The organism is Hymenobacter sp. YC55, from assembly GCF_029433095.1.
Classification (GTDB): Bacteria; Bacteroidota; Bacteroidia; order Cytophagales; family Hymenobacteraceae; genus Hymenobacter.
Map to the genome: position 1 here is coordinate 2,372,841 of NZ_JARNTX010000001.1, position 21,627 is coordinate 2,394,467.

A 21,627-nucleotide genomic window follows, 5' to 3' on the forward strand; every position below is an offset into this window, starting at 1 on the left:
AAGGTGGGAATTAGAAGCCCAGGTTCAGACCGACCGTGATGGTGCGGGCCCGGGGGTAGATGGTGTTGTCGACACCGGTATTGATTTCCGGATCCAGCCCTTTGTAATCGGTAATCAGGAACAGGTTCTGCGCCGCCATCGACACGTTGAAGGTGGTGCCTTTGCGCACCAGCTCGCCGAAATCGTAGCCCACGGTTACGTTTTGCAGGCGCAAGAACGAAGCGCTTTCCACGTAGTAGTCGGACAGGAATTGGTTGCTGGCGTTCTGCGTGAAGCCGGAGTACAGCAGCTCCTCGCCCGAGTTGCGGATAAAGCCGTTGGAGTTCTGCGAGAACAGCGAGCGGGAACGCAGGTTGTTGTAGAGGTAACCCCCTAAGTTCGAGCGGAACGTGAAGGCCAAGCTAGCTTTTTTATACGTCAGGTTGCCCCCGAAACCGAGGATGGCCTTCGGGCGCGGCGACTTATAGCGGTACAGGTCGCGGCTGTCCACGGTACCGTCGTTGTTGCGGTCAACAAACTCGTTGATCAGCGGCTTGCCGTCGGCGCCGTATTTCTGTTCATACACGTAGAAGGCACCTTCCTGGTAGCCCACCGTGTTGATTTGGGCATTCTGGTTGGGCTCGCCATCGAAGTTATAGATGGCGCTGTTGCTGACTACCACCCCTACCGCGTTCGGCGAGTCGGAGTTGGTAAGCTTGGTGAGTTCATTGCGGTTGAAGGTGGCGTTGGCGTTCAAGCTCAAATTCAGCTGGTCGCCTTTCACCGCGTCCACGTTCACAGCCACTTCCACGCCTTTGTTGGTCAACGAGCCCACGTTGATGGTGCCGGCGTTGGTTTGGTTGGTCAGGGCCGCCAGGAACACGGTGTTGAGCAGGTCCTTGGTGTCGCGCTTGTACACGTCCACCGAGCCGTAGACGCGGCCTCCGAAGAAGCCGTAGTCGATACCCGCGTTGTAGGTGGTGGTGGTTTCCCACTTGCGGTTCAAATCGTAGAACTCGGCCCGCAAGGTGCGGTAGTAGTTGCCGCCCTGCGGGTACTGCGAGAGGTTGGAACTGAGCGAGTAGAAAGGCAGGTAGCCGTAGAGGTTGCCGCTGCCGGTTCCAATGTCCTGCTGGCCGGTCTGTCCCACGCCAAAGCGGATTTTCAGGTCAGAAATGGCATTCGACTCTTTCAGGAAATCTTCACCCTTGATGCGCCAAGCCACGGCACCGGACGGGAAATAGCCCCAACGGTTGTCGGGCGAGAAGCGCGACGAACCGTCGGCCCTCAGTGTACCCGTCACCAAGTACCGGTCGTTGATGTTCAGGTTGGCGCGACCGTAGTACGAAAGCAGGTTGTACTGGTCGGTGAAGCTGAGCTGGTTGTCGTAGGTGCGCTCGGCGGCTACGTACACGGTGCCATCGGCCCGGTTGTCGTCGAAGCGGTATTGCTCGTTTTGGAATTGCTGCCACGAGTAGCCTCCTAGCACTTCCAGCTTGGTTTTGCCGAAGTCGCGGTTGTACTTGGCATAGGTTTCCAGCAGCGTGTTATTGAGTCCCTGCTTGTACTCGCGGTTGATGCCCCCGCGCAGGAAATCGGAACCAGCCGTGGCGGGCACAAACAAGGTTCCGTCGCTGCGCTGCACATCATAGCCCAGATTGACGTTGGCCGACAGCCCCGCCACAAACGGCAGCTTATAATCCAGCTGAATGTTGCCGACGCTGCGCTTCACGGTGCTCAAATCGTCCCGCTGCTTGATGAGGCCCACGGGGTTGCGCGGAGCCAGCGTGCGGATGTTGCCGTTGTCGGTGAATTCGAAAAAGCCGCCAAACTTGGAATCGGCTGCGTACACCGGCTGCGTTGGGTCGAAGTACACGGCCCGGTTCACGGCATCCTGCGCCGAGAAGTTGTTTTTGATGAGCGAGCCTTTGATGTTGATGTCAATGCGCAAGTTGTCATCGAGCAGCAACGGCGTCACGCCCACCGACCCGGAATAGCGCTTCAGGCTGTTGTCGAGCAACAGGCCCTGCTGGTTGAGGTAGCCCCCCGATACGCGGAACGGCACCTTGCCCGCCGAGCCAATCAAACTCACGGTGTTGTCGGTGGTGTAGGCAGTGCGGAAAATCTCTTTCTGCCAATCGGTGCTGGCTGTGCCGAGCGTAGCTTTCTGCTGATCGTTGCCGTATTGGGCTACCGTCGAACGGAACTCACTGGCCGACAGCACGGGTACAAAATCAGCTGCCTTCGCCAACGAGTGCTGCGTGGATACGTTCACCCGCAGCGCCTCGCCCTGCAAGCCGCGCTTGGTGGTCACGATAATCACGCCGTTGGAAGCCCGCGAACCATAAATGGCGGTCGAAGAAGCGTCTTTCAGCACCGTAATGCTCTCGATGTCGTTGGGGTTGATCAACGACAACGGGTTGCTGTTGCCAGCCAGGCTGGTGTTGTCCACGGGCACGCCGTCAATCACAATCAGCGGCGAGTTGGAAGCATTCAACGACGAGCCCCCCCGAATGCGGATGTCGGTGGTTGCGCCGGGCGCACCACTGGCCGTCGTGATTTGCACCCCGGCCACTTTGCCCTGAATCAGCTGCTCGGGGGTGGTTACCTGCCCTTTCACAAACTGCTTTTCGTCGATCTGCTCAACGGAACCCGTTACGTCTTGCCGGCGCTGCGAGCCGTAGCCAATTACCACAGCTTCGTTGAGCAGTGTGGTATTTTCGGCCAGGGTAGCCACGGGTACCGTGGTGGTGCCTCCTTCCGTAACCGTGATGGGCGTGCGGTTGGCCTTGAAGCCCACGTAGGAAGTTACGAGGGTATAAGAACCGGCCGGCACGTTGGAAATCGAATAGGCCCCGATAGCGTCGGTGCTGGCGCCGAGGGAAGTGCCTTCCAGCACCACCGTCACGCCCGGCAGCCCTTCGCCGTTGGCATCAACCACGCGGCCCGTAATGGTGCCACCTGCAAGTGGCTCCACTGTAAGAAGTGACACGTTGGTTGCCAAGCCAGCTGGATTCGCGGCCGCTAGGCCAGGCAGAAATACGATGCCAAGCGTAGGCAGCAGCGCCCACTGGAACGGCCTAGGCCGCCGGGGTACTAGTAAGGAAAAAGGCATGCACTGAGGGAATTAGGTGAGTGATTTGAAAAGTGACTTTCACTTGAAGCCCATGAAACCAAGCCCAAGTGCTGGACGGGTATGCATCGAGCTAAGACGAGCAGTGAGCCTTGCAACCAGTTATATCAGGCCTATCAAGCCATTGTAAGCCAAGCAGTAAGCCTTGCAACCAGAGGCATAGAACCGACCAGATCAAGCGAGAACTGCCTTCGGTAGAGCTTGTGCAAAGGATTGCGACGGTGCTGCTTACAAGCAGTGGCTTAACTGAATCAGTAGGTTTGAGGCCGCCTGTGTGGTGCAGAGCACGAACTTGGCTTGCTGGCGTGAAGTGGATTGCGGAAGCGCGCCGCCAAGGGAAGCTAAGCTGTGAAGCTCGGCCTACGTGGTAGAGTCTTCATTACCAGGCGTTGACGGCAAGACATTAGTCAGGCCAGCAATACTGGTACAGTTGCATTCGGGGCATTCATGATTCTAGAGGTGAGTGGGGATACAAATAAAGCCCACCCGGTCACCCGACAGTTAGAACATAAATTGCCGTTTTTAGCACTAAATTGTTGTCGCGTTAGCCTAAAACGATTTATCAGCTTACAGTTTCACCAAAAAGTGCCGATGAAGATTGTCCGTGAACACATTGAGCCTGACGCAGAAAGCTCGTTTCGCCTCCTGTTTACTCCCTGCATAACTGACATTTTCTTCTGGCACTACCACCCCGAATACGAGCTGGTATACATCGAGGGCGCCAATGGCACGCGCCACGTCGGGGACCATATTTCGCGCTATGAGGGCAGCGACTTGGTCTTTATCGGCCCGAATATTCCTCACCTGAACTTCGACTACGGCGTCGCGACGGAGCCTAAAAAAGTGGTGGTTCAGCTCAAGGACCATTTCCTCGGTGATGCGTTCAAACAAACTCCTGAGTTTGCGGCCATCACGCAACTGTTCGAGCGGGCCCGATTCGGCGTTTCTTTCCACGGCCACACCAAAGACCTGATTGGCCGACAATTGGCGCAATTGCCCGACCTCCCTCCTTTCGAGCGGCTACTCACCCTGTTGCGCATATTCCAACAGCTGGCCACCAGCACCGACCACACGCTGCTGCACGGCTCTGCCGTCACGAGTTCCTACAACTTACAGGAGCAGCAGCGCATCCAACGCGTGAGTGAAGTAGTAGCAGAGCACTACCCCCGCAAGATTGAAATTCGGGAAGTAGCCGCCCTCACCAACCTGACGGAAGCTGCATTTTGCCGCTATTTCAAGCGTATTACCCGGCTAACTTTCACGCAGTTTCTAAATCAATACCGGGTGCACCAGGCCCAAAAGCTCCTTCTGCAAGACACCACCGTTTCGGAAGCCTGTTTTGCCTGCGGCTTCGAGAATCTGTCGTACTTCACCAAAACCTTTAAACGGGTAACTGGCGAGAATCCCTTGCAATTTAAAAAGCGCCTACAAGCCTGAGGCAAACAGACAGATTACCTGAAGGCTCATTAGCAATTTATCTAAGTTTCAACTACCAATTTGCTATTCCAGCGGACATGTTGTCGAGCAGCACCAACATCCTTACACAATAAGCTCTCTTCAGACTTTTACGAAATTATTGCTGTAGCAAACTACTTATGTTGCAAAAGCTTATCTACTTGCCATTTGTTTTACTCCTCCTATACTGTAATCACAATCAAAGGAGCAACTTAACACATAAGGAGCCCTTAAAGCCTGCTGCAAGTAGCCACTACACCTTAAAGAAATTGTTTCCTTTCCAAGTTACCCCCACTTTATCTAGCCACTTAGCCAATCCTAATCGGCGTTTTAGCATTCAAGTCCCAGTGGGGGAAGTAGAAGGCTATTATAATCTTTTCGCCAAACACGGATACGGTGGCAATGGCCCCTCATGGGTAGAACACATTCATTTCATATTAGAGGAAAAAGACGCGGCTCTTCTCGATCATCTCGAGTTTGACGAAGAGGCCGATACCTTTTTGGTATATGCCGATAGTGAAGAAACAGTTTCTCGTTTTATGACTAGTGTCCTGCCTATTTTTGGTTCACTGAAATCATTGGAGCACTATTTCGAGCACGTTGACTCCGACAAGTTCACGGAGTAGTTCTGCACCTTGGCCTCTTTGTCTGTTGCTTTAGCTCTATACACAGGTAAAAGCAACGTTTTTTCTTTCCGACCTTCGGCCACCAATTTCCCGTTTTCGTTGTTATCAACGAATGCACAAGACCACTCTGTTGACTGAACAACCTACTTATACCGACCCTTACGCCATCGAGAAAGAACTGCGTAAGGTGCAGGCCCTCATGAAGCTGGAACAGCAGGAGGACCTAGAGCAATTCAAAATTAAAAATGCCAAGGCCAGCATTGCCGAACGCCAACAGCGCGGCCTGACCTGGTACCCGGTCAAGATCACCAAGGAAGATATCGGCTTCGGCGGTAAGCTGGTGATTGAACTGGAACGGCCGGCTTCGCAAAACGGCTTGCACCTGTTTCAGGTGGGCAAGAACGCGGCCTTGTTTGGCAACATTCCCGGCCGCTCCGGCTCCGACCGTCCCACGCTCAACGGCGTGATTACGGCCGTGAAGCGCAATAAAATCGTCCTTGCCACCACCAAAGAAGACCTCCCCGATTGGGTGGACGAAGGCAAACTCGGCGTGGATTTGACCTTCGACGAGGTCAGCTACCGTGAGATGGAATACGCTTTGGGCAAGGTGATGGGCGCCTTCGATGGCCGTTTGGCCGAGTTGCGCGACGTGCTGCTAGGCGCCAAACCTGCGCAGTTCCGCCCCGAAAATGAAGCCACGCTCTACTACCCGAGCCCGCTCAACGAGTCGCAGCTAGCGGCGGTGCGGCACGTACTGGCGGCCAAGGACGTGGCCATTATTCACGGCCCGCCCGGCACCGGCAAAACCACTACGCTGGTACAGGCCATTCTGGAAACCATCCGGCGGGAGCGGCGGGTGCTGGTGTGTGCACCAAGCAACACAGCCGTGGATTTGCTGACGGAAAAGCTGGCCGAGCGAGGCGTGAACGTGATTCGGATGGGTAACCCGTCCAGGGTCTCGGATTTGCTGCTGCACCACACGCTGGAGGCGCAGATTATGGAGCACAAGAGCTACCCCGAGCTGAAAAGCATGCGCCAGACGGCCGAGCAGTACCGCGAAGCGGCTGGTAAGTTCAAGCGCCATTTCGGTTGGGAAGAGCGGGAAGAGCGCCGCGCCCTCAAAGAGCAAGCTCACCTGCTGCTCCAGGATTCCGACAACCTGGAGCGCTACATCACCGAAGACTTGCTGGACAAGGTGCAAGTTATTACCTGCACGCTGGTAGGTGCCAGCAACCGCGCCATTCGCCACCTCACCTATGAAACCATCTTTATCGACGAAGCTGCGCAAGCACTAGAGCCGGGCTGCTGGATTCCGATAACCAAAGGCAACCGCGTAGTATTAGCCGGCGACCACCAGCAGCTGCCGCCCACTGTTAAGAGCGAGAAAGCCGCCAAGGATGGGTTGCGCGAAACCTTGTTCGAGAAGTGCATTCTGCGCCAGCCCGAAACGGCCCGCATGCTGCAGGTGCAGTACCGGATGCACGAGCAAATCATGGAGTTCAGCTCCGAGCAGTTCTACGAGGGCAAGCTGCAAGCTGCACCCACCGTGGCCCATGCCGACCTGCCCGACTACGACATTCGCTTTGCCCCCGACCAAGCCGTGGAGTTTTTGGACACTGCCGGCTTTGGCTTCCAGGAGCTAGGCATTGCCGAAAGCCGCTCTATTGCCAACCCCGAAGAAGCCGACTTGCTGCTCAAGCGCCTGGCGCAGCTCCTAGAACCCTACGATGCCGCCGACCATACCGAGGACCTGTTGACCATCGGTGTCATAGCCCCCTACCGCGCCCAAATCAACTACCTCAAGGATGCCATCGAAGAAAACAACGAGCTAGCCGGCCTCATGGAGCACCGCATGCTGAGCGTCGGCACTGTCGATTCGTTTCAAGGCCAGGAGCGCGACATCATTGCCATCAGCCTCACCCGCAGTAATACCCAAGGTGACATCGGCTTCCTGAGCGACATTCGCCGCATGAACGTGGGTATGACCCGCGCCCGCAAGAAGCTTCTTATCGTTGGTGACTCGTCTACACTTGGCTCACACCCGTTCTACAAAGCCTTCTTGGACTATACAGAAAGCATTGGAGCCTATAGAACCGCTTGGGAATTGCAGTAGACTAAGTCAAGTTTTTACTTCTTTTCATAGTACCAGCAAGAAGGCCTGCTCGATATCGAGCAGGCCTTCTTGTTGGTACTCCTAGCAGCTACTTGAGAGTGCTACGCACTGTCTAACGCGGTTGTAGCAGCAGCACCGTTGCGCAGGTGCTTTCGGGTTCCGTCACGAGAATGGACGTATGAAATCTTTTGTTGACGGCGCTGCTGTCCTCTTTTCCGCAAAGCACCACCACATCCCCTGTTTTCAACTCTGCGAGCTGCTGATTCCATTTCAAGGCCACCGTATGCTTGTATTTAGCCTGAGCCGCCATACGGTAATACATCATGGAAGCATTATAGCCGGTATTCGAATACAGGGTGTAGGTTGTGAGGTCGGGTTTTTGGGTGGCCATGGCCTTGATTTGAAAACCATAGCTGAGCGTAGGATCCTCACGCCGTCCTTCAAATAATTCGGTAACCCGCTGATACATTCGCACAACGGGCACAGTAAACAAACCCATTGTAAAAAAAACAGCTACAAACGCTGCTGCTTGTACATCGCCCTGCTTGTACTGCCAGGCGAGAATAGCCTCAAGCAAGATTCCCAAGCTCAGCCCGATAACCATAGCCGCCAGCGGATACATCGGCATGTCGTACCATTCTAGTTTGGTGCTGGAGCTAGATATAATCAGCATGTGCAGAACCACAATCAGCCCTGCAAACATGGTGAAATGCCGCTGGACAGAAAGAGTGGAAAAGCGCCAGACAAGAAGCAAGCTAACCGGAAACAGTACCACCCACGGCATAAACTCTCCGTCATACATGCTCTCGAGATACCAATGCCACGGGTGCAGATGGTCCTCGAGCGTGGCCAGCATCCGACCACCTAGTTCATTTTCCGACACGGCTGCGATATAGCCCGGATTGTACTGTTCGCGGGCAAAGTAATACCCTAATACAGCTGCTAGAAACGCTACAACGCCCCCGTAGACCTCTGGCCGCCGCAACAGCCACAGCAAGCGCCGCCGGTAAATAGCATATAGCAAAAAAGCCGGTGCCCAAAACAAGCCCGCCACACCTTTGGTCAGGGTCGCTAGCGCGAGTGCCGTTGCGGTCCAAATGAAATCAACTGGCCGTTGGCGCTCCAGGTAGCGAAAAAAGGCGAGAGCCGCTATGGTCACCCAAAACGTAAGCATCGTATCATAGTCGCCGGTGCGGGCGGTATGCAGGTCGTTGTAGCCGGTTGCGGTAACCAGTATTAGCACAGCAAAAACTGCTCCCCATAGGTTTTTCAACTGCCGATACGAAAAGAAGTATACCAGACCAGTAGTAACAACGGAGGCTATCATAGTAGGTAGCCGAAACGCAGTTTCAGAATAGCCAAGCAAGCGCAACGACAACACCTCCAGCCAAATCAGCAAGGGCGGTTTGGTGTTCCACATGTCGGGCTTGCCGTCGAAATAGGTTACCAACCAGTTGCCGTTCTGTTCCATTTCGGCTGCATTGACGGCTAGCCGTCCCTCGTCCCAAATTAAAATAGGCGAGGAACCTACTTTGTGCACGAGCATCATGTACAACAAAGGCAACAGCCCTATGCCAATCAGGTAAGGCAACCATCGGCCCTGCTGTCTTTCAGTTGAAGGCAGCGCGCGCTGCTGAGTATCGGTAGACAACATCTGGCTAATTCTATAAGTAAACTACATCACACCTCGCTTTACAAGGTCAGCAAACGGAACAAGTGCTCGAGCAATTTGCATAGCCCCGTCGTTCACGTGGTGCAAATGTTACGCAATAGGATGTACAGTCCTAGTATATCACACAGGATACCCAGTTTGGGCTTATCAACTTCTACTTCTTAATCTACCCACACAGAGGCATAGCAGTAACCTGTAAATCAAAACGCCTGCTTTCCAACCACCATGTAGCAGGTGATTGAAAAGCAAGCGTTTCAGTTAAAGAACAATCAGAACACCACCGAACTGGTCTGCTACTTATTGCAGATCAATCACCGACATGGTGTGTGGGGCATCGGACTTCTTGTTGACGAAGTTCTTTTCGGGCTTGTCGAAGTCGGAGATGTAGAGGCGGTTGCCTTTGAGGAGCACTTCGGCGGGTTGGTCGAGGAGGCCGTTGGTGCCGTTGGTGTCGCCGTTTTGGGCAAGGGTCGTGACGGAATTGTCTTTGAGGTTGACAACTTCAATTGAATTTTCGCGGGAGTTGCAGAGGTAGGCTTTGTCGGTTTTGCGGTCGATGATGAGGCCGTCGATGCAAGGAATTTTCTTGCCGGTGAGGGTGAGAACTTCTTTTTTGTCGAGGGTGCCGTCGGGCTTCATCGTCATCTTGTAGAAGGTACCGTCGCCGAACGAGCCGGTGTAGAAGTTGCCCTTGCTGTCGTAGTCGAGGCCGTCGGCGCCATTGTCGACGCCAGTTTCGTTGACTTGGGTGGTAAAGGTGGTCAGCACGTGCGGGTCCATGGTTTTGGGCTTCAGGTGCACGATGCCTTTGTTGAGTTCGGCTAACGTGAAAGCCAGCACAGCGCTGCCTTTGTCGTTGTCGGGCAAGTCCCACTGGCTGTCGGTCACGTAGATTTTGTCGCCTTTCCAAACCACCGCGTTGGCTAGCGCAAAGTTGTCGACTACCGTTTCTACGGCGCCCGGCTTACCGTTCGTTACGCGTACCCGCATCAGCCGGGATTTGAAATCCTTGCTGTTTTCGTACTGGTTTTCGGCGTAGTAGAGGTTACCATCGGGGCCAAATGCCAAGTCCATGGGCGCCGCTTTCTTGGTGGTAGGTTCAACGGGCAGGTTGCTCAGGTAAGGCTTGAGGCCGGAATCAGTCATTTCCATCAGCACCGCCGGCTTGGAATTATCGGCGAGGTTGGGTACCGATAGGATAAGGCTGCCATTAGGGGCTAGCGCCAGACCGTCGGGCGTGTTGTGGGCGTCGTCGAGGGTGTGCAGCAGCTTGGGGCTACCGATTTTGGCGATGGTATCGGTGGCGGTGGGCGCGGTGGTAGAGTCGACGGGCATGGCGGGCAATTCGGGCGTGGTTGGCGTTTCGGTGTTGGTGTTGGACTGGCAGGCAGCCAGCAGAGCGCCACTTAGGAGCAGCGGGAAGAAGTTGGTTTTCATAAGAAGCGAGGCAGACTACAGACTAGAACGATTTCAATACTAAGCCTAACGGGCTACTGATAAGCTTGATAGTGGATGCCAAAATTTTACATCTCACAACCCATGCCTTCAGGTTCGAGTATCACTCTCTTAAGGCTAGAATTACCGTTCATTTCCGTAACTAGCCGTCTGAACCCCATTTTCCAACCACACCAGGACTCACCCGTCCCCTGCAGTATGGCTCAAATCAGCGAAAACAAAGTCGTTACGATCACCTACGATCTGAGCGTGACCGACGACAACCAGCAAAAAGTGCTCGTAGAATCAGCCGAAGCCGATGCGCCCATGGTGTTCCTATTCGGCCAGAGCGGCTTACCGGAAGAGTTCGAGCGCCAACTCGATGGCAAGCAGGCCGGCGACTCGTTTGCCTTCTCCCTGACTCCCGAGCAAGCCTACGGCGAATACGACGAGCAAGCCGTAGTCGACATCCCGAAAAACGTATTTGAAATCGACGGCCAAGTGGACCAGGAAATGCTGCAAGTCGGCAACTTCTTGCCTATGGCCGACAACCAAGGCCACCACATGCAAGGCAAGGTGGTAGACATCGGCCCCGACAGCGTGAAAATGGACTTCAACCACCCGCTAGCCGGTATGGTAATGCACTTCGACGGCAAAGTAGCCGAGGTGCGCGAAGCCACCCAAGAAGAGCTAGACCACGGCCACGTGCACGGCGAAGGCGGGCACGCGCATTAGGCTAGTGCTTCTTATTGATAATGAAAACGGGGCTGTATGGCCCCGTTTTTTTGTTACTGCATTGTACTTTTTAGCCTACTGTCGCTACTCTCTGCTTGGACTGCTTCCTGCAACTCCGGCCAGAACTCCCGAAAATCAGCCTCATAAGCGGGCAGTTCGGCCAGAAACGCAGCGGCGCCCGTAGCCAGCACAGCACCCGAGGGCGCACGGCGGCTCAGCCCTAACAGTGCACGCTCCAGACCATAGGGGTGCGCGTAGGCGCTAAGCCAATTGTCGCGGCGCATGTAGTGGAGGGTTTGCTGCAGGCGCTCCGGTAGCTCCTGCCGGCGGGCATGGAGCAAGGAGTAGTGGCGTTCGGCAAAGGCTGCCAGCGGCTCGGTGGGGTCGTGGTGGTAACGCGAGAAGTCGCGGGCCAGCAGGTGGTCAAAACCGACATCGGAGACGACGCCGGCCCATTTGCCGAGGCCAGCGGCACGCAGGCGGGCCGTGGTGCGGCGCACGAGTGGGTGGGCATCGGTAAACGAGTCGATGAACCGGTGCAGGCGGATGCCGCGCTGCACCGCCGCCGGATATGCTTCCAGAGCAGCGCGGCCCCGCACGGCTTCGGCCGCGAAATTACCGACTACTATGTCGGCGTAGTCAGGTGTAGTGGCGGGCGAACCGGAGAGCAGCAAGTGGGCCAGGAAGTTCATAGGAAGTTTCTCTGATTGGTGGTTGAAGGTGAACGGCTTGCTTACCCGCTGCCATTAACAAGCAACAGCCAACAATCGGCTACCAAAATAACCTTCGCGGAGCAGAGCCGTATCCCTAAGCTCCAACCTACACTACCAAAACCCTGAAATTATGGCCGAGCAAGTTGCCGTTAGTCACGATGTAACTGAGCTGATCAAGCGCATCAAGGACATCAAGATTGCCATGCTGACTACTGCCGAGCAAGATGGCACCCTCCACAGCCGTCCTATGTACACCCAAGAGCCGGAAAACGACGGCACGCTGTGGTTTTACACCGAAAAGGACTCCGCTAAGATTTACGAGGTCAAAGAAGACCAGCACGTAAGCTTAAACTACTCCAAGCCCAATGATAACCTGTACGTGTCGGTTTCCGGCACCGCAACAGTTACCACCAACTCCGAGCTTATCAAGAAATACTGGTCGGAAGGCTTGCGGGCTTGGTTCCCAAAAGGCCCCGAAGATCCTAACATTGCCTTATTGCGCATCAACATCGTGCGGGGCGAGTATTGGGACCAGCCAAGCAACGTACTGGTACGGGCCTTTGGCTACGTGAAAGCCGTAACCACTGGCGAGCGTTACCAACCCACCGGCGACGAGCACGCACAAGTAAAACCCTAGTAAACCTACCCTTACCGCGAAGCGCTGCTGAGCTAGCCCCTGCACGATTTACGTTCGACAGTCGGGCCGATGCTAGCTAAGCAGCGTTTCGTTTAGCTACCCAAACAACCAATACCCTAATGTCTTTCTGAGCTATCTACGAAGGGGCGGAAGCAATTCCGCCCCTTTATTGTTGATTAGTGACATGCATAGTGCAGGCTAAACTATACTGTTGCGCCCCATGCTACCTTGCCTTGATTGTTTAGAACAGGCTTTTACCTCTAGGCTTACGTTACCTTAACGCTGCTTTACTTGCTTACCACTGTTACTCTATTTACGCTCCGCCCCAATCAGAAGCGGTGGGGACTGGCCCAAATGGGCACCTCGCCGCCGCAGTTGCAGCGGGTGACGGGTCTGCTATTTTTTAAGCTAGCGGGCAGTGGGGCGGACAACGGTTTCGGGTTGTGGCCCAATCTGCACCGCTACGGCTTCTTGGCCGTTTGGGAATCCGCAGAGGCCGCAGCCGCCTTCTTTGCCTCACACCCGCTCTGGCAAGAGTATCGCCAGCGAAGCACCGAAATGTGGGCAGTGGATTTATTGCCTTTGAAGTCGCACGGCTTTTGGGACGGAGTCAACCCGTTCAACTATCCTACCTCGGAAACTACCGTGCCCGACGATGCCCCCGTGGCCGTGCTAACCCGCGCCTCTATCCGGTGGCAGAAAACCTGGCGCTTTTGGCAATACGTAGCCCCCACCAGCGCCGCCGTAGCCCACGCCGATGGGGTGCGCGCAGCCATCGGCCTCGGCGAGTTGCCCATCATCCGGCAAGCCACGTTCAGCGTGTGGGAATCCGCCCGAAAGATGCAGCAATACGCCTACCGCGACGCTACCCACCGCGAAGTCATCAAGCTAACCCGCCAGGAAAACTGGTACGGCGAAGAACTCTTCGCCCGCTTCCAGGTCCTGCGCAGCGAAGGAACATTGGACGGCATTAACCCGCTGGAAGTTCTGGAAGCAACGCCACCAGTTTAAACAGACCATCCTTCTTATTGATTACCAACTATTTCGCCTTACCATGAGGCACTTTAGAGCTAGAAAGTTAGAGAACTAGTTTCCCTTCTCAGCCGAGGATGGGTTTGGGGGGGTGACTGACGCCAGAGCAGCCCTAGCGGAACGTCATGCTGAGCGGAGTCGAAGCATCTCGCCCGAATCGTTGAGCTAGCACCACAACGTCAGCACGCGAGATGCTTCGACTCCGCTCAGCATGACAATACTATTACAATGTCAGCAACGAATATCAACCACCCCTGGCCCCTCCTCGGCTGAGGAGGGAACTAGCTTTTTTAGCCACAAAAGGTGGGGTATGGTGTACTGAGAAATACTTCTGTATTCCTCTTCTACCCCTCCGTTCTGGAAAACCACCCTACCGTTTTGGTAGGGTTTACTGAGCCTTCGAATGTTAGATTCGAAGGCTAATTTATTTTATAACACTTGTTATCAAATATTTAACTAAATAAAATCAGAGAAAATGGGACGCGGCATTGGTCTTGGATTCTGGCATCCATCACCAATTCACCAACACTCCCATGAACACTCTACTACCTACCGACCAACCCACCGACTTGCCGAAGTGGCAGCAGCCCGAAAAAGTGGCGGGGTGGGTCTTTCTGGCTGGCCTTGTAGGGGCCGGCGTGTACAGTTGGGGCGTCATCGTGCCCTATCTCGTCGACATTGTGTTCGACACCGTGAAGCTCGGGATTGGGCTTGGGGTGCTGTTTGCCCTGTTTCTGCTGGTTACCAACAAGCGGATTAAGGCGGGTCTCTGGTACGCCGGGCAGCGCATCTTCCGTACGGCGGCGGGCATCTTCGTCAATACCGACCCTATCGGTATCATGGAAGACTACATCCGGAACACCGAGAAGGAAGCCCGCAACATGGAGGGTGAGGTCGGCCACATCGAAGGCGCTCATGAACTGGTGAAGCGCAAGCTGACCGACAATCAGAACCAGATGCAGGAGTACCTGGCCTTGGCTGCCTCGGCTACCCGCCAGGGCGAAAAAGACGCCGCCGACAGCTACGCCTCCCGCGCCGCCCAACTCCAGGACTACAACCAGCGCCTCACGCCCATGCTCACCACCACGGCCAACGTGAGTTTGGTGATGCGCCAGATCCTGAAAGCCGCCCTGCGCCAAATCGACAACAGCAAGTTCAAGGTCGGGTTGCTGAAAGACGAATACGCCCTGGTGAAGCGCACCAGCTCCGGTATGCGGGCCGCCATGAACATCCTGCGCGGCGACCCCGACAAGAAGTACTTCTTCGACCTCGCCACCGACCGAGTGGCGCAGGACATGGCCGCGCAGCTCGGCCAGATCAAGCAAGCCATGCGCTACTCGCAGGAGTTCGTCAAGGAAATGGACATCCAGAACGGCGTCATGAGCGAGAAAGGCCAGCGCCTGCTCGGCATGTACCAGAAAGGCGAGTTCAGCGCCATCATGGACGAAAAGCCCCAAGCCCCACAGTCACCCAACCAAATCCGCAAAGCCTCCAATGATGCCTATTCTAGCCTGCTTGACTAGCTTTTTGCTAATGACCCTGGTGCTAGCGGGCCTGAATACCTTCTTCCCCGTAGCGCCCCTCAGCCAGCTTCGCTCCGCGCCCACGGTGGCGCCTCACACGCAGCTTGTCTTCGCCACAGCATCTAAAGCAGCCCCCGTAGCAGCGTGGCGTCCCACTTTTCCCCAATTCTAATAAAGTTAAAAAGGAACGGTCATGCTGAGCTTGCCGAAGCATCTCGCGTGCTGATGCCGGAGCACTAAATGAGGTTACCACACCAGCGAGATGCTTCGACTTTGCCTGCAGCTCCGCTCAGCATGACGACCTAATTAAAAAGGTGCTACACCCGCTTACCTCCTAACTCCTGACTTCTAGCTTCTTCCATATCATGACTACTCGCGGTAAAATTGTAATTGGCCTGCTCATCGTAGTGGCCCTCTATTTCGGCATCAACAAGGTGGTTTCCAGTGGTGCTGTGTTCAAGAAAGCCGACACGCAGTCGGTGCTGCTCAACTCCATTGAGCTGCCCACCGCCGCCAGCAACGGCAACCGGGCCAACATTGCGGTGCCGCTGGCGGCCTTGCCCGGCACCACGCCCGCCGAAAAGGGCACGCCCATCACGTGGGAAGTAATGGCCTGGAACTCGCAAATGGCCGGTATGCTGGCCAACGGCGGCCCCCGCACCACCCAAGGCTCGGCCATGGCCGCCAACGGTCTCGACCTGCAGATTGTACGCCAGGACGACGTAGCCAAAATGCAAGCCGACCTGGTGAAGAACGCCGCTGACCTCGACGCCAACCCCAACACGCCGGGCCTGATTGTGAGCATCATGGGCGACGGATTGCCCGGCTTCTCGGCGGTGCAGGAACAACTTAAAAAAGCCGGTACGCAGCTCCAAATCATCCCTTACTCGGTAGGTAAATCGTTCGGCGAAGACAAGCTGATGGGCCCGAAAGAGTGGCTCGACAACCCCAAGCTGGCCGTGGGCAAAACCATTGCCTGCTACCTGCGCGACGGTGACCAAAACATTGCCCTGAAATGGTGCGCCGACAACGGCCTCAAAGTCAACCCCGACGAAACCACCTACGACCCCGAAGCCGTGAACTTTATGTCGGCCTCTGACTTCCTGGTAGCCGCCGAAAAGTACATCGTCGGCAAGCCTGAGCAGCGCACCAAAGTGGTAAACGGCAAAAACACCGGCGTGAAAATCGACGTGGTAGCCGACGCCGTAGCCACCTGGACGCCCGGCGACGTGAACATTGCCAAGCAAAAAGGCGGCCTGGTTAGCATCGTGTCCACCAAAGACTACTCCAACCAGATGCCCAACATCATGGTGACCACCAAGCGCTGGTACGATGCCCACCAGAAGGAAGTAGCTGGCCTGATGACTGCCTTCGCTGTGGCCGGCGACCAAGTGAAAAGCCACCCCGAAGCGCTGAAGCGGGCCGCTGATATTTCGGCCGACGTGTACGCCGACAAAGACAAAAACGGCGCGTACTGGCTGAAGTACTACAAAGGCGTGAGCGAAGCCGACCGCACCGGTGAAGTGGTGGAGCTTGGCGGTAGCAAGGCCTCCAACTTCGCCGACAACCTGGCCTTGTTCGGCCTCGAAGAAGGTGGCACCAACATCTACGCCTCCGTCTACAAAACCTTCGGCGACGTGCAAAGCCGCCTTTACCCCAAGGAGCTGCCAAGCTACGTCCCCCTCGACCAGATGCTGGACCTCAGCTTGCTGAAGAACATGCAGGCGCAGTACAAAGGCAAAGCCGTAGCCCCCGCCGACCAGCAGAAGTTTGCCGACGACGAAATCCGCCGCAACGTAAGCAAGCGGGCCTGGAACATCGAGTTCAATACCGGCCAAAGCTCCTTCACCCCCGCCGCCGAGCGTGAGCTCAACCAGCTCTTCGACGACCTGGTAGTGGCCGGTAACCTGAAAGTAGCCGTGCACGGCCACACCGACAACGTCGGCGACCCGCAAAAAAACCAGCAACTCTCCGAAGACCGCGCCATGGCCGTGCGCGAGTGGCTGCAACAAAAAAGCAGCAGTACTTTCCCCGAAGGCCGCGTGCAAGTCTACGCCCACGGCGCCACCGAACCCGTGGTGAGCAACGCCACCCCCACCGGCAAAGCCAAAAACCGCCGCGTGGAAGTGGTCCTCGGCAACTAAAAGGAAGGCACAAGAACGTCATGCTGAGCTTGTCGAAGCATCTCGCGTGCTGACGTTGCCAAACTCCCCGTCATGCTGAGCGCAGCCGAAGCATCTCGCTAGTGTGGTATAATCAGTTAGCCTCACAACGTCAGCACGCGAGATACTTCGACAAGCTCAGCATGACGTTCTTCTTTCCTTGTTTATTCTCTGCTCATGAAAAATCTATTTATCCCGAATGCCCAACCGCGCCAGTCGGTTTTCCTGACCATGGTGGCTTGCCAGGTACTGGTGCTGCTGATGCTGTGGCTACTGTATCCGCTCAAGCTGTTCCCAACGCTCGGCGAAGTACTGACTGCCTTCCAGGACCTGGTGAGCACGCAGGGCTTGATTCAGGAGCTGTGGGCCAGCTTGACAACAGCCATTCAGGCGGTGGCTATGGCAACGGTGCTGGCCCTATTCATCTCCTACCTCACGGCGCTGCCGTTCTTCCGGCCCCTGGCCTACGCCGCCACCAAGCTACGCTACCTTACCTTAACGGGCCTCACCTTCTTTATGGCCCTCATGCTTAGCTCGGGCCACCAAGTGAAGCTCTCGGTGCTGGTGTTCGGGGCCACAGTGTACTTCGTGACGGGCATGACCAGCGTGATTCTGACCACCACGCAAGAGGAAATGGACCACGCCCGCACTCTTGGCATGAGCGAATGGCGCAGCTTTTTCGAGGTGATTGTACTCGGAAAGCTCGACGACATGCTGGAAGTAGTCCGCCAGAACTTCGCTATCATCTGGACCATGATTACGCTGGTCGAGACGCTCTACCAGTCGGAAGGCGGTATTGGCCTACTACTCTACAAGCAAAACCGCTACCTGCATCTAGCCGGCGTGGTGTCCATCCAACTGGTTATCCTGGCCGTCGGCGCCCTGCAAGACTACCTCTTCGTGCTCCTGCGCCGCGTGTTCTTCCCCTATTCAAGTCTTAGCACTGCGCGCTAAAACGGTAACAGAGCCCCCACCTCTATCCTCTCTCCATCTGTCATCCTGAGCTTGCGAAGGACCTTTTCTCGGTAAAACGGCAGGTGCTACTACGGCTTGTTCTGCGGGTATAAGGTCCTTCGCAAGCTCAGGATGACAGATGGGAAGGATTAATAGCAGCTGCAAAGAAGCTCAGTACGATTATCCTCTCCTCACAATTTCACCACTTCACAAATTCACCATCCGTGACTCCTCTCCCGCACAACTACAAAGAACCAGTCCTCACGCTGCAAAACGTATCCATGACGTTCAACGGGGAAGTCGTGCTGCGCGACATCAATGCGCAGGTGCTCGACGTAGTGCGGCCGGGCATGAACCAGGGGCAGGTCGTCGGGTTCTACGGTCGCTCCGGCATCGGTAAATCGGTGCTGTGCCGCATCATGGCCGGACTGCTGGCCCCGAGTAGCGGCACGGTGCAAGTGGGCGTCGAGCAGTTGCCGGTGAAACCGGGCATGGTGGGCCTCGTGCAGCAGCGCTACCCCCTCTTCGACCACCGCACCCTGCACGACAACCTGCTGGTGGCCGCCCTCCGCAAGTACGACCCCGACGAAGCCCAACGCCAGGTAGCGTCGTATCTGGACCGATTTTGCCTCACGCCGCACCGCAAAAAGTACCCCGCCCACCTCTCCGGTGGCCAGCGCCAGCGCGCCGCCATTGCCCAACAGCTGCTCTGCTCCGAGCACCTCATCCTCCTCGACGAGCCCTTCTCCGGCCTCGACGTAGCTATGATCGACGAGGTCAAGAAAATCATCCTCGAAGTCACGACCATGAACGAGCTTAACACTGTCGTCATCGTCTCCCACGACATTGCCACCACCACCGCCCTCGCCGACCGGCTGTGGCTGCTCGGCTACGAGCGGGACGCCGCCGGCCAGCTCATCCCCGGCGCCACCATCACTCAACAACACCAGTATAACCTAGCTGAAATGGGATTGGCCTGGCACCCCAACGTAGAAGCCGAACCCGAATTCGCGCAGTTCGTGGAGGAGATTAAAAGCGAGATTCGAGGAAGGGCTTAAGCAGATTATTTACCGTGAGTTAGTTCAACTATCTGACTATTTCTAGAATCTAAAATAATACGAAATGTACCGCCGTCTACATTCTCAGACAACGTTCCTATGATTACCCAATATTGATTAACAAGATAAACCTCGTACGGCTTTTGTTCAAGAACCTGCTGCTTCCCATAGGCATGAAATAAAATCGGCTCAGCTGCACGCAGAGCAGATATACTATCGGGCAGCGGCTTGCTCTTGCTCTGTTCAGCAACAGGCTTTAATGGATTTTTTAATGCTTCTTGTAGCGCTTGAACCGCCAACTGACGTCCGAGCATCACATGGGTTTCTTTTCTTTGGGCGCAGGCTATTGTACTCGATACAATTAAGCACATCCCACAAATCAATTCTGTTGTAACCCGCATTTACAGCTTAATATAATTAGTATCGATACAAAATAGGTATTGATTCAACATTTGAATACTAGTAATACCCCCTTATACTAATCAGCCCTATAGCCTAGATTCAGTTGCTTTATTTCGAAATAACATGAATCACAGACTAGCTTAATTTTTGCAAAAGCTTCAGACTCTTCATTCCATTCACCTACTCGAATTAAGACTTCGTCGCAAGCGTCGCACCAAGCGTTGAGCTCATCGTTGGTATAAACTAAGCTTGGGTCAGAATCGAACGGTTCCCAGAAGCCGACTGGATTGTGTGTATTCAAGTGCTGGCAAACATAAGCAGGGTATCTGTTGCCATGTGTGCAGCATTCTACTATGTTGCTCTCTCCGCTCATCAGGTTGACTTTGTAAAAATTGGTGTTAGCAGATAATCTTGCTTAAAAATAGATACCCAAGCTCATCATTCTTCAACTCAGCAATTCCTTTTTTCTTAATAATGCCTTCCGGAACACTCTTACTCATTGACGACGAACCGCGCTTGCGCCAGCTTTTGGCGCGGGTACTGGAGCTGGAAGGCTACACGATTCTGCAAGCGCCCGATGCGCGGCGCGGGTTGGAATTGCTGGAGCAGCACGCCGCCGACGTGCTGGTAGTGGTGTCCGACGTGAAGCTGCCGGATGCCAACGGCGTCGAGCTGCTGCCGCGCCTCAAGGCCAAAGCGCCGGATATGGAAGTCATCCTGCTCACTGCCTTCGGCACCATCCCCGACGGCGTGAAGGCCATGAAGCAAGGCGCTTTCGACTACCTCACCAAAGGCGACTTCGAGCAGCAACTGGTGGTGGTAGTAGACCGCGCCGCTGAAAAGTCCCGCCTGCGCCGCCGCGTGGCTGAGCTGGAGCGCAAGATGGGCCAGCGACACAGCTTCAGCTCCATGATTGGCTCATCGGGGGCGCTGCGGCGGGCGCAAATCATGGGCGAGCAGGTGGCCGTGACGGATAGCACCGTGCTGCTGGAAGGCCCCACGGGGTCGGGCAAGGAGTTGTTTGCGCAGGCCATCCACGAGGCGAGTCCGCGCCGGGCGAAGGCCTTTGTGGCGGTGAATTGCAGCGCGTTTCCGCGGGAATTGCTGGAATCGGAGCTGTTTGGCTACAAGAAAGGTGCGTTTACGGGGGCACTGGCCGATAAGAAAGGCTTGCTGGAAGAAGCCAACGGCGGCACCTTGTTTCTGGATGAAATCGGGGAGTTGGAGCTGAACGTGCAAGCCAAGTTCCTGCGGGTGCTGGAGTTGCAGCAGTTCACCAAGCTCGGCGACACCAAGCCCACCAACGTGAACGTGCGCCTGGTAGCGGCCACCAACCGCAACCTCAAGCAGGAAGCCGCCGAAGGCCGTTTCCGCCCCGATTTGTACTACCGGCTGTCGGTGTTTACCATCAACGTGCCGCCGCTCAAAGACCGGCCCGCCGACGTGCCCGCCCTGGCCGACTACTTCCTGCAATACTTTGCCGCCAAGCTCTGTAAGCGCCTCCCCGGCCTCGATACGGAGTGTTTGCGCCTGCTGCAGCAATACCCCTGGCCCGGCAATGTGCGCGAACTGAAAAACGTGCTGGAACGCGCCGCCATCCTCGCCCCCGCCGACCAGCCTCTGGCCGCCGCCTACCTCCCCGACGAGTTCCACGCCCCCGCCGCCCCGCTCAGCCTCACCGACGCCAACCCCGACGACAACAGCCTCCGCACCCTAGAAGCCCGCCACATTCAACTGCTGCTGCACCGCACCCAAGGCAATAAAACCGAAGCCGCCCGCCAGCTCGGCATCGGCCTCACTACCCTCTACCGCAAAGTGCAGGAGTACGGGTTGTAATGCACAGTCAACGCCCGACATAGCTCTATCTACGTGTGTCATGCTGAGCGCAGTCGAAGCATCTCGCGTGCTGACGTTGTGGTGCTAACTCAACGATTCGGGCGAGATGCTTCGGCTGCGCTCAGCATGACGTTCCATTAACGTGTTAGGTAAAGTCACTTAA

At 55.7% G+C, this 21,627-nt stretch carries 17 protein-coding genes; 12 read left to right on the forward strand and 5 right to left on the reverse strand.

Going from position 1 to position 21,627, the window contains the following annotated elements; genetic code table 11:
- Nucleotides 1-10: 10 nt before the first annotated feature.
- Nucleotides 11-3,094 carry a SusC/RagA family TonB-linked outer membrane protein gene (locus tag P1X16_RS10075; RefSeq protein WP_277228269.1) on the reverse strand — a complete coding sequence of 1,028 codons (3,084 nt, stop codon included), beginning with the start codon at nucleotides 3,092-3,094 and terminating at the stop codon, nucleotides 11-13.
- Nucleotides 3,095-3,703: 609 nt separating this feature from the next.
- Here P1X16_RS10075 and P1X16_RS10080 point away from each other — a divergent pair.
- The 3 genes from P1X16_RS10080 to P1X16_RS10090 all read left to right on the forward strand — a co-directional run bounded on the left by P1X16_RS10080 (nucleotide 3,704) and on the right by P1X16_RS10090 (nucleotide 7,306).
- Entirely contained in the window at nucleotides 3,704-4,549 is an 846-nt protein-coding gene (locus P1X16_RS10080; RefSeq protein ID WP_277228272.1) for an AraC family transcriptional regulator, read from the forward strand.
- Nucleotides 4,550-4,707: 158 nt separating this feature from the next.
- Nucleotides 4,708-5,193 (forward strand): Imm51 family immunity protein, encoded by a 486-nt coding sequence (locus P1X16_RS10085; RefSeq protein ID WP_277228274.1) that lies wholly within the window; start codon nucleotides 4,708-4,710, stop codon nucleotides 5,191-5,193.
- Between the two features lie 112 nt (nucleotides 5,194-5,305).
- Entirely contained in the window at nucleotides 5,306-7,306 is a 2,001-nt protein-coding gene (locus P1X16_RS10090) for an AAA domain-containing protein (RefSeq protein WP_277228277.1), read from the forward strand.
- A 112-nt stretch (nucleotides 7,307-7,418) separates the two neighbouring features.
- Here P1X16_RS10090 and P1X16_RS10095 read toward each other — a convergent pair whose 3' ends face one another.
- Together P1X16_RS10095 and P1X16_RS10100 are read right to left on the reverse strand one after the other, a co-directional pair.
- The gene (locus P1X16_RS10095; RefSeq protein ID WP_277228280.1) at nucleotides 7,419-8,960 is read right to left on the reverse strand and encodes a glycosyltransferase family 39 protein; all 1,542 of its coding nucleotides are present in this window, start codon (nucleotides 8,958-8,960) and stop codon (nucleotides 7,419-7,421) included.
- Between the two features lie 315 nt (nucleotides 8,961-9,275).
- Nucleotides 9,276-10,415 (reverse strand): hypothetical protein, encoded by a 1,140-nt coding sequence (locus P1X16_RS10100; protein ID WP_277228283.1) that lies wholly within the window; start codon nucleotides 10,413-10,415, stop codon nucleotides 9,276-9,278.
- A gap of 216 nt (nucleotides 10,416-10,631) precedes the next feature.
- Between P1X16_RS10100 and P1X16_RS10105 the strand changes: the two genes are divergently transcribed.
- Nucleotides 10,632-11,147 carry an FKBP-type peptidyl-prolyl cis-trans isomerase gene (locus P1X16_RS10105; protein ID WP_277228286.1) on the forward strand — a complete coding sequence of 172 codons (516 nt, stop codon included), beginning with the start codon at nucleotides 10,632-10,634 and terminating at the stop codon, nucleotides 11,145-11,147.
- A gap of 53 nt (nucleotides 11,148-11,200) precedes the next feature.
- Here the strand turns inward: P1X16_RS10105 and P1X16_RS10110 are convergent, their stop codons facing one another.
- Nucleotides 11,201-11,839, reverse strand: a complete 639-nt coding sequence (locus P1X16_RS10110; protein WP_277228289.1) for an acyl carrier protein phosphodiesterase — start codon at nucleotides 11,837-11,839, stop codon at nucleotides 11,201-11,203.
- 151 nt (nucleotides 11,840-11,990) lie between these two features.
- On the opposite strand from P1X16_RS10110, the gene P1X16_RS10115 reads away from it, so the two are divergent.
- The 7 genes from P1X16_RS10115 to P1X16_RS10145 all read left to right on the forward strand — a co-directional run bounded on the left by P1X16_RS10115 (nucleotide 11,991) and on the right by P1X16_RS10145 (nucleotide 19,226).
- Nucleotides 11,991-12,497: a pyridoxamine 5'-phosphate oxidase family protein gene (locus tag P1X16_RS10115; protein ID WP_277228291.1), complete on the forward strand. Its 507-nt coding sequence runs from the start codon at nucleotides 11,991-11,993 to the stop codon at nucleotides 12,495-12,497.
- Between the two features lie 291 nt (nucleotides 12,498-12,788).
- Nucleotides 12,789-13,508 carry a spheroidene monooxygenase gene (locus P1X16_RS10120; RefSeq protein ID WP_277228294.1) on the forward strand — a complete coding sequence of 240 codons (720 nt, stop codon included), beginning with the start codon at nucleotides 12,789-12,791 and terminating at the stop codon, nucleotides 13,506-13,508.
- A gap of 554 nt (nucleotides 13,509-14,062) precedes the next feature.
- Nucleotides 14,063-15,052: a hypothetical protein gene (locus P1X16_RS10125; protein WP_277228297.1), complete on the forward strand. Its 990-nt coding sequence runs from the start codon at nucleotides 14,063-14,065 to the stop codon at nucleotides 15,050-15,052.
- 10 nt (nucleotides 15,053-15,062) lie between these two features.
- Nucleotides 15,063-15,224 carry a hypothetical protein gene (locus P1X16_RS10130; RefSeq protein ID WP_277228299.1) on the forward strand — a complete coding sequence of 54 codons (162 nt, stop codon included), beginning with the start codon at nucleotides 15,063-15,065 and terminating at the stop codon, nucleotides 15,222-15,224.
- Nucleotides 15,225-15,417: 193 nt separating this feature from the next.
- Nucleotides 15,418-17,196 carry an OmpA family protein gene (locus P1X16_RS10135; RefSeq protein ID WP_277228302.1) on the forward strand — a complete coding sequence of 593 codons (1,779 nt, stop codon included), beginning with the start codon at nucleotides 15,418-15,420 and terminating at the stop codon, nucleotides 17,194-17,196.
- 195 nt (nucleotides 17,197-17,391) lie between these two features.
- Entirely contained in the window at nucleotides 17,392-18,168 is a 777-nt protein-coding gene (locus P1X16_RS10140; RefSeq protein ID WP_277228305.1) for a hypothetical protein, read from the forward strand.
- Between the two features lie 224 nt (nucleotides 18,169-18,392).
- The gene (locus P1X16_RS10145) at nucleotides 18,393-19,226 is read left to right on the forward strand and encodes an ATP-binding cassette domain-containing protein (protein WP_277228307.1); all 834 of its coding nucleotides are present in this window, start codon (nucleotides 18,393-18,395) and stop codon (nucleotides 19,224-19,226) included.
- Between the two features lie 5 nt (nucleotides 19,227-19,231).
- Here P1X16_RS10145 and P1X16_RS10150 read toward each other — a convergent pair whose 3' ends face one another.
- The gene (locus P1X16_RS10150; protein WP_277228309.1) at nucleotides 19,232-19,627 is read right to left on the reverse strand and encodes a YbbC/YhhH family protein; all 396 of its coding nucleotides are present in this window, start codon (nucleotides 19,625-19,627) and stop codon (nucleotides 19,232-19,234) included.
- Nucleotides 19,628-20,102: 475 nt separating this feature from the next.
- Here P1X16_RS10150 and P1X16_RS10155 point away from each other — a divergent pair, with 475 nt between their 5' ends.
- Nucleotides 20,103-21,464: a sigma-54 dependent transcriptional regulator gene (locus P1X16_RS10155; protein ID WP_277228312.1), complete on the forward strand. Its 1,362-nt coding sequence runs from the start codon at nucleotides 20,103-20,105 to the stop codon at nucleotides 21,462-21,464.
- Nucleotides 21,465-21,627 lie beyond the last annotated feature (163 nt).

Bases quoted from the DNA above. Each gene is read 5' to 3' on its own strand.
- P1X16_RS10085 (WP_277228274.1), top strand. From the start codon at position 4,708: ATGTTGCAAAAGCTTATCTACTTGCCATTTGTTTTACTCCTCCTATAC.
- P1X16_RS10075 (WP_277228269.1), bottom strand. From the start codon at position 3,094: ATGCCTTTTTCCTTACTAGTACCCCGGCGGCCTAGGCCGTTCCAGTGG.
- P1X16_RS10125 (WP_277228297.1), top strand. From the start codon at position 14,063: ATGAACACTCTACTACCTACCGACCAACCCACCGACTTGCCGAAGTGG.
- P1X16_RS10090 (WP_277228277.1), top strand. From the start codon at position 5,306: ATGCACAAGACCACTCTGTTGACTGAACAACCTACTTATACCGACCCT.
- P1X16_RS10100 (WP_277228283.1), bottom strand. From the start codon at position 10,415: ATGAAAACCAACTTCTTCCCGCTGCTCCTAAGTGGCGCTCTGCTGGCT.
- P1X16_RS10080 (WP_277228272.1), top strand. From the start codon at position 3,704: ATGAAGATTGTCCGTGAACACATTGAGCCTGACGCAGAAAGCTCGTTT.
- P1X16_RS10095 (WP_277228280.1), bottom strand. From the start codon at position 8,960: ATGTTGTCTACCGATACTCAGCAGCGCGCGCTGCCTTCAACTGAAAGA.
- P1X16_RS10155 (WP_277228312.1), top strand. From the start codon at position 20,103: ATGCCTTCCGGAACACTCTTACTCATTGACGACGAACCGCGCTTGCGC.
- P1X16_RS10150 (WP_277228309.1), bottom strand. From the start codon at position 19,627: ATGCGGGTTACAACAGAATTGATTTGTGGGATGTGCTTAATTGTATCG.
- P1X16_RS10110 (WP_277228289.1), bottom strand. From the start codon at position 11,839: ATGAACTTCCTGGCCCACTTGCTGCTCTCCGGTTCGCCCGCCACTACA.
- P1X16_RS10115 (WP_277228291.1), top strand. From the start codon at position 11,991: ATGGCCGAGCAAGTTGCCGTTAGTCACGATGTAACTGAGCTGATCAAG.
- P1X16_RS10135 (WP_277228302.1), top strand. From the start codon at position 15,418: ATGACTACTCGCGGTAAAATTGTAATTGGCCTGCTCATCGTAGTGGCC.
- P1X16_RS10130 (WP_277228299.1), top strand. From the start codon at position 15,063: ATGACCCTGGTGCTAGCGGGCCTGAATACCTTCTTCCCCGTAGCGCCC.
- P1X16_RS10105 (WP_277228286.1), top strand. From the start codon at position 10,632: ATGGCTCAAATCAGCGAAAACAAAGTCGTTACGATCACCTACGATCTG.
- P1X16_RS10140 (WP_277228305.1), top strand. From the start codon at position 17,392: ATGAAAAATCTATTTATCCCGAATGCCCAACCGCGCCAGTCGGTTTTC.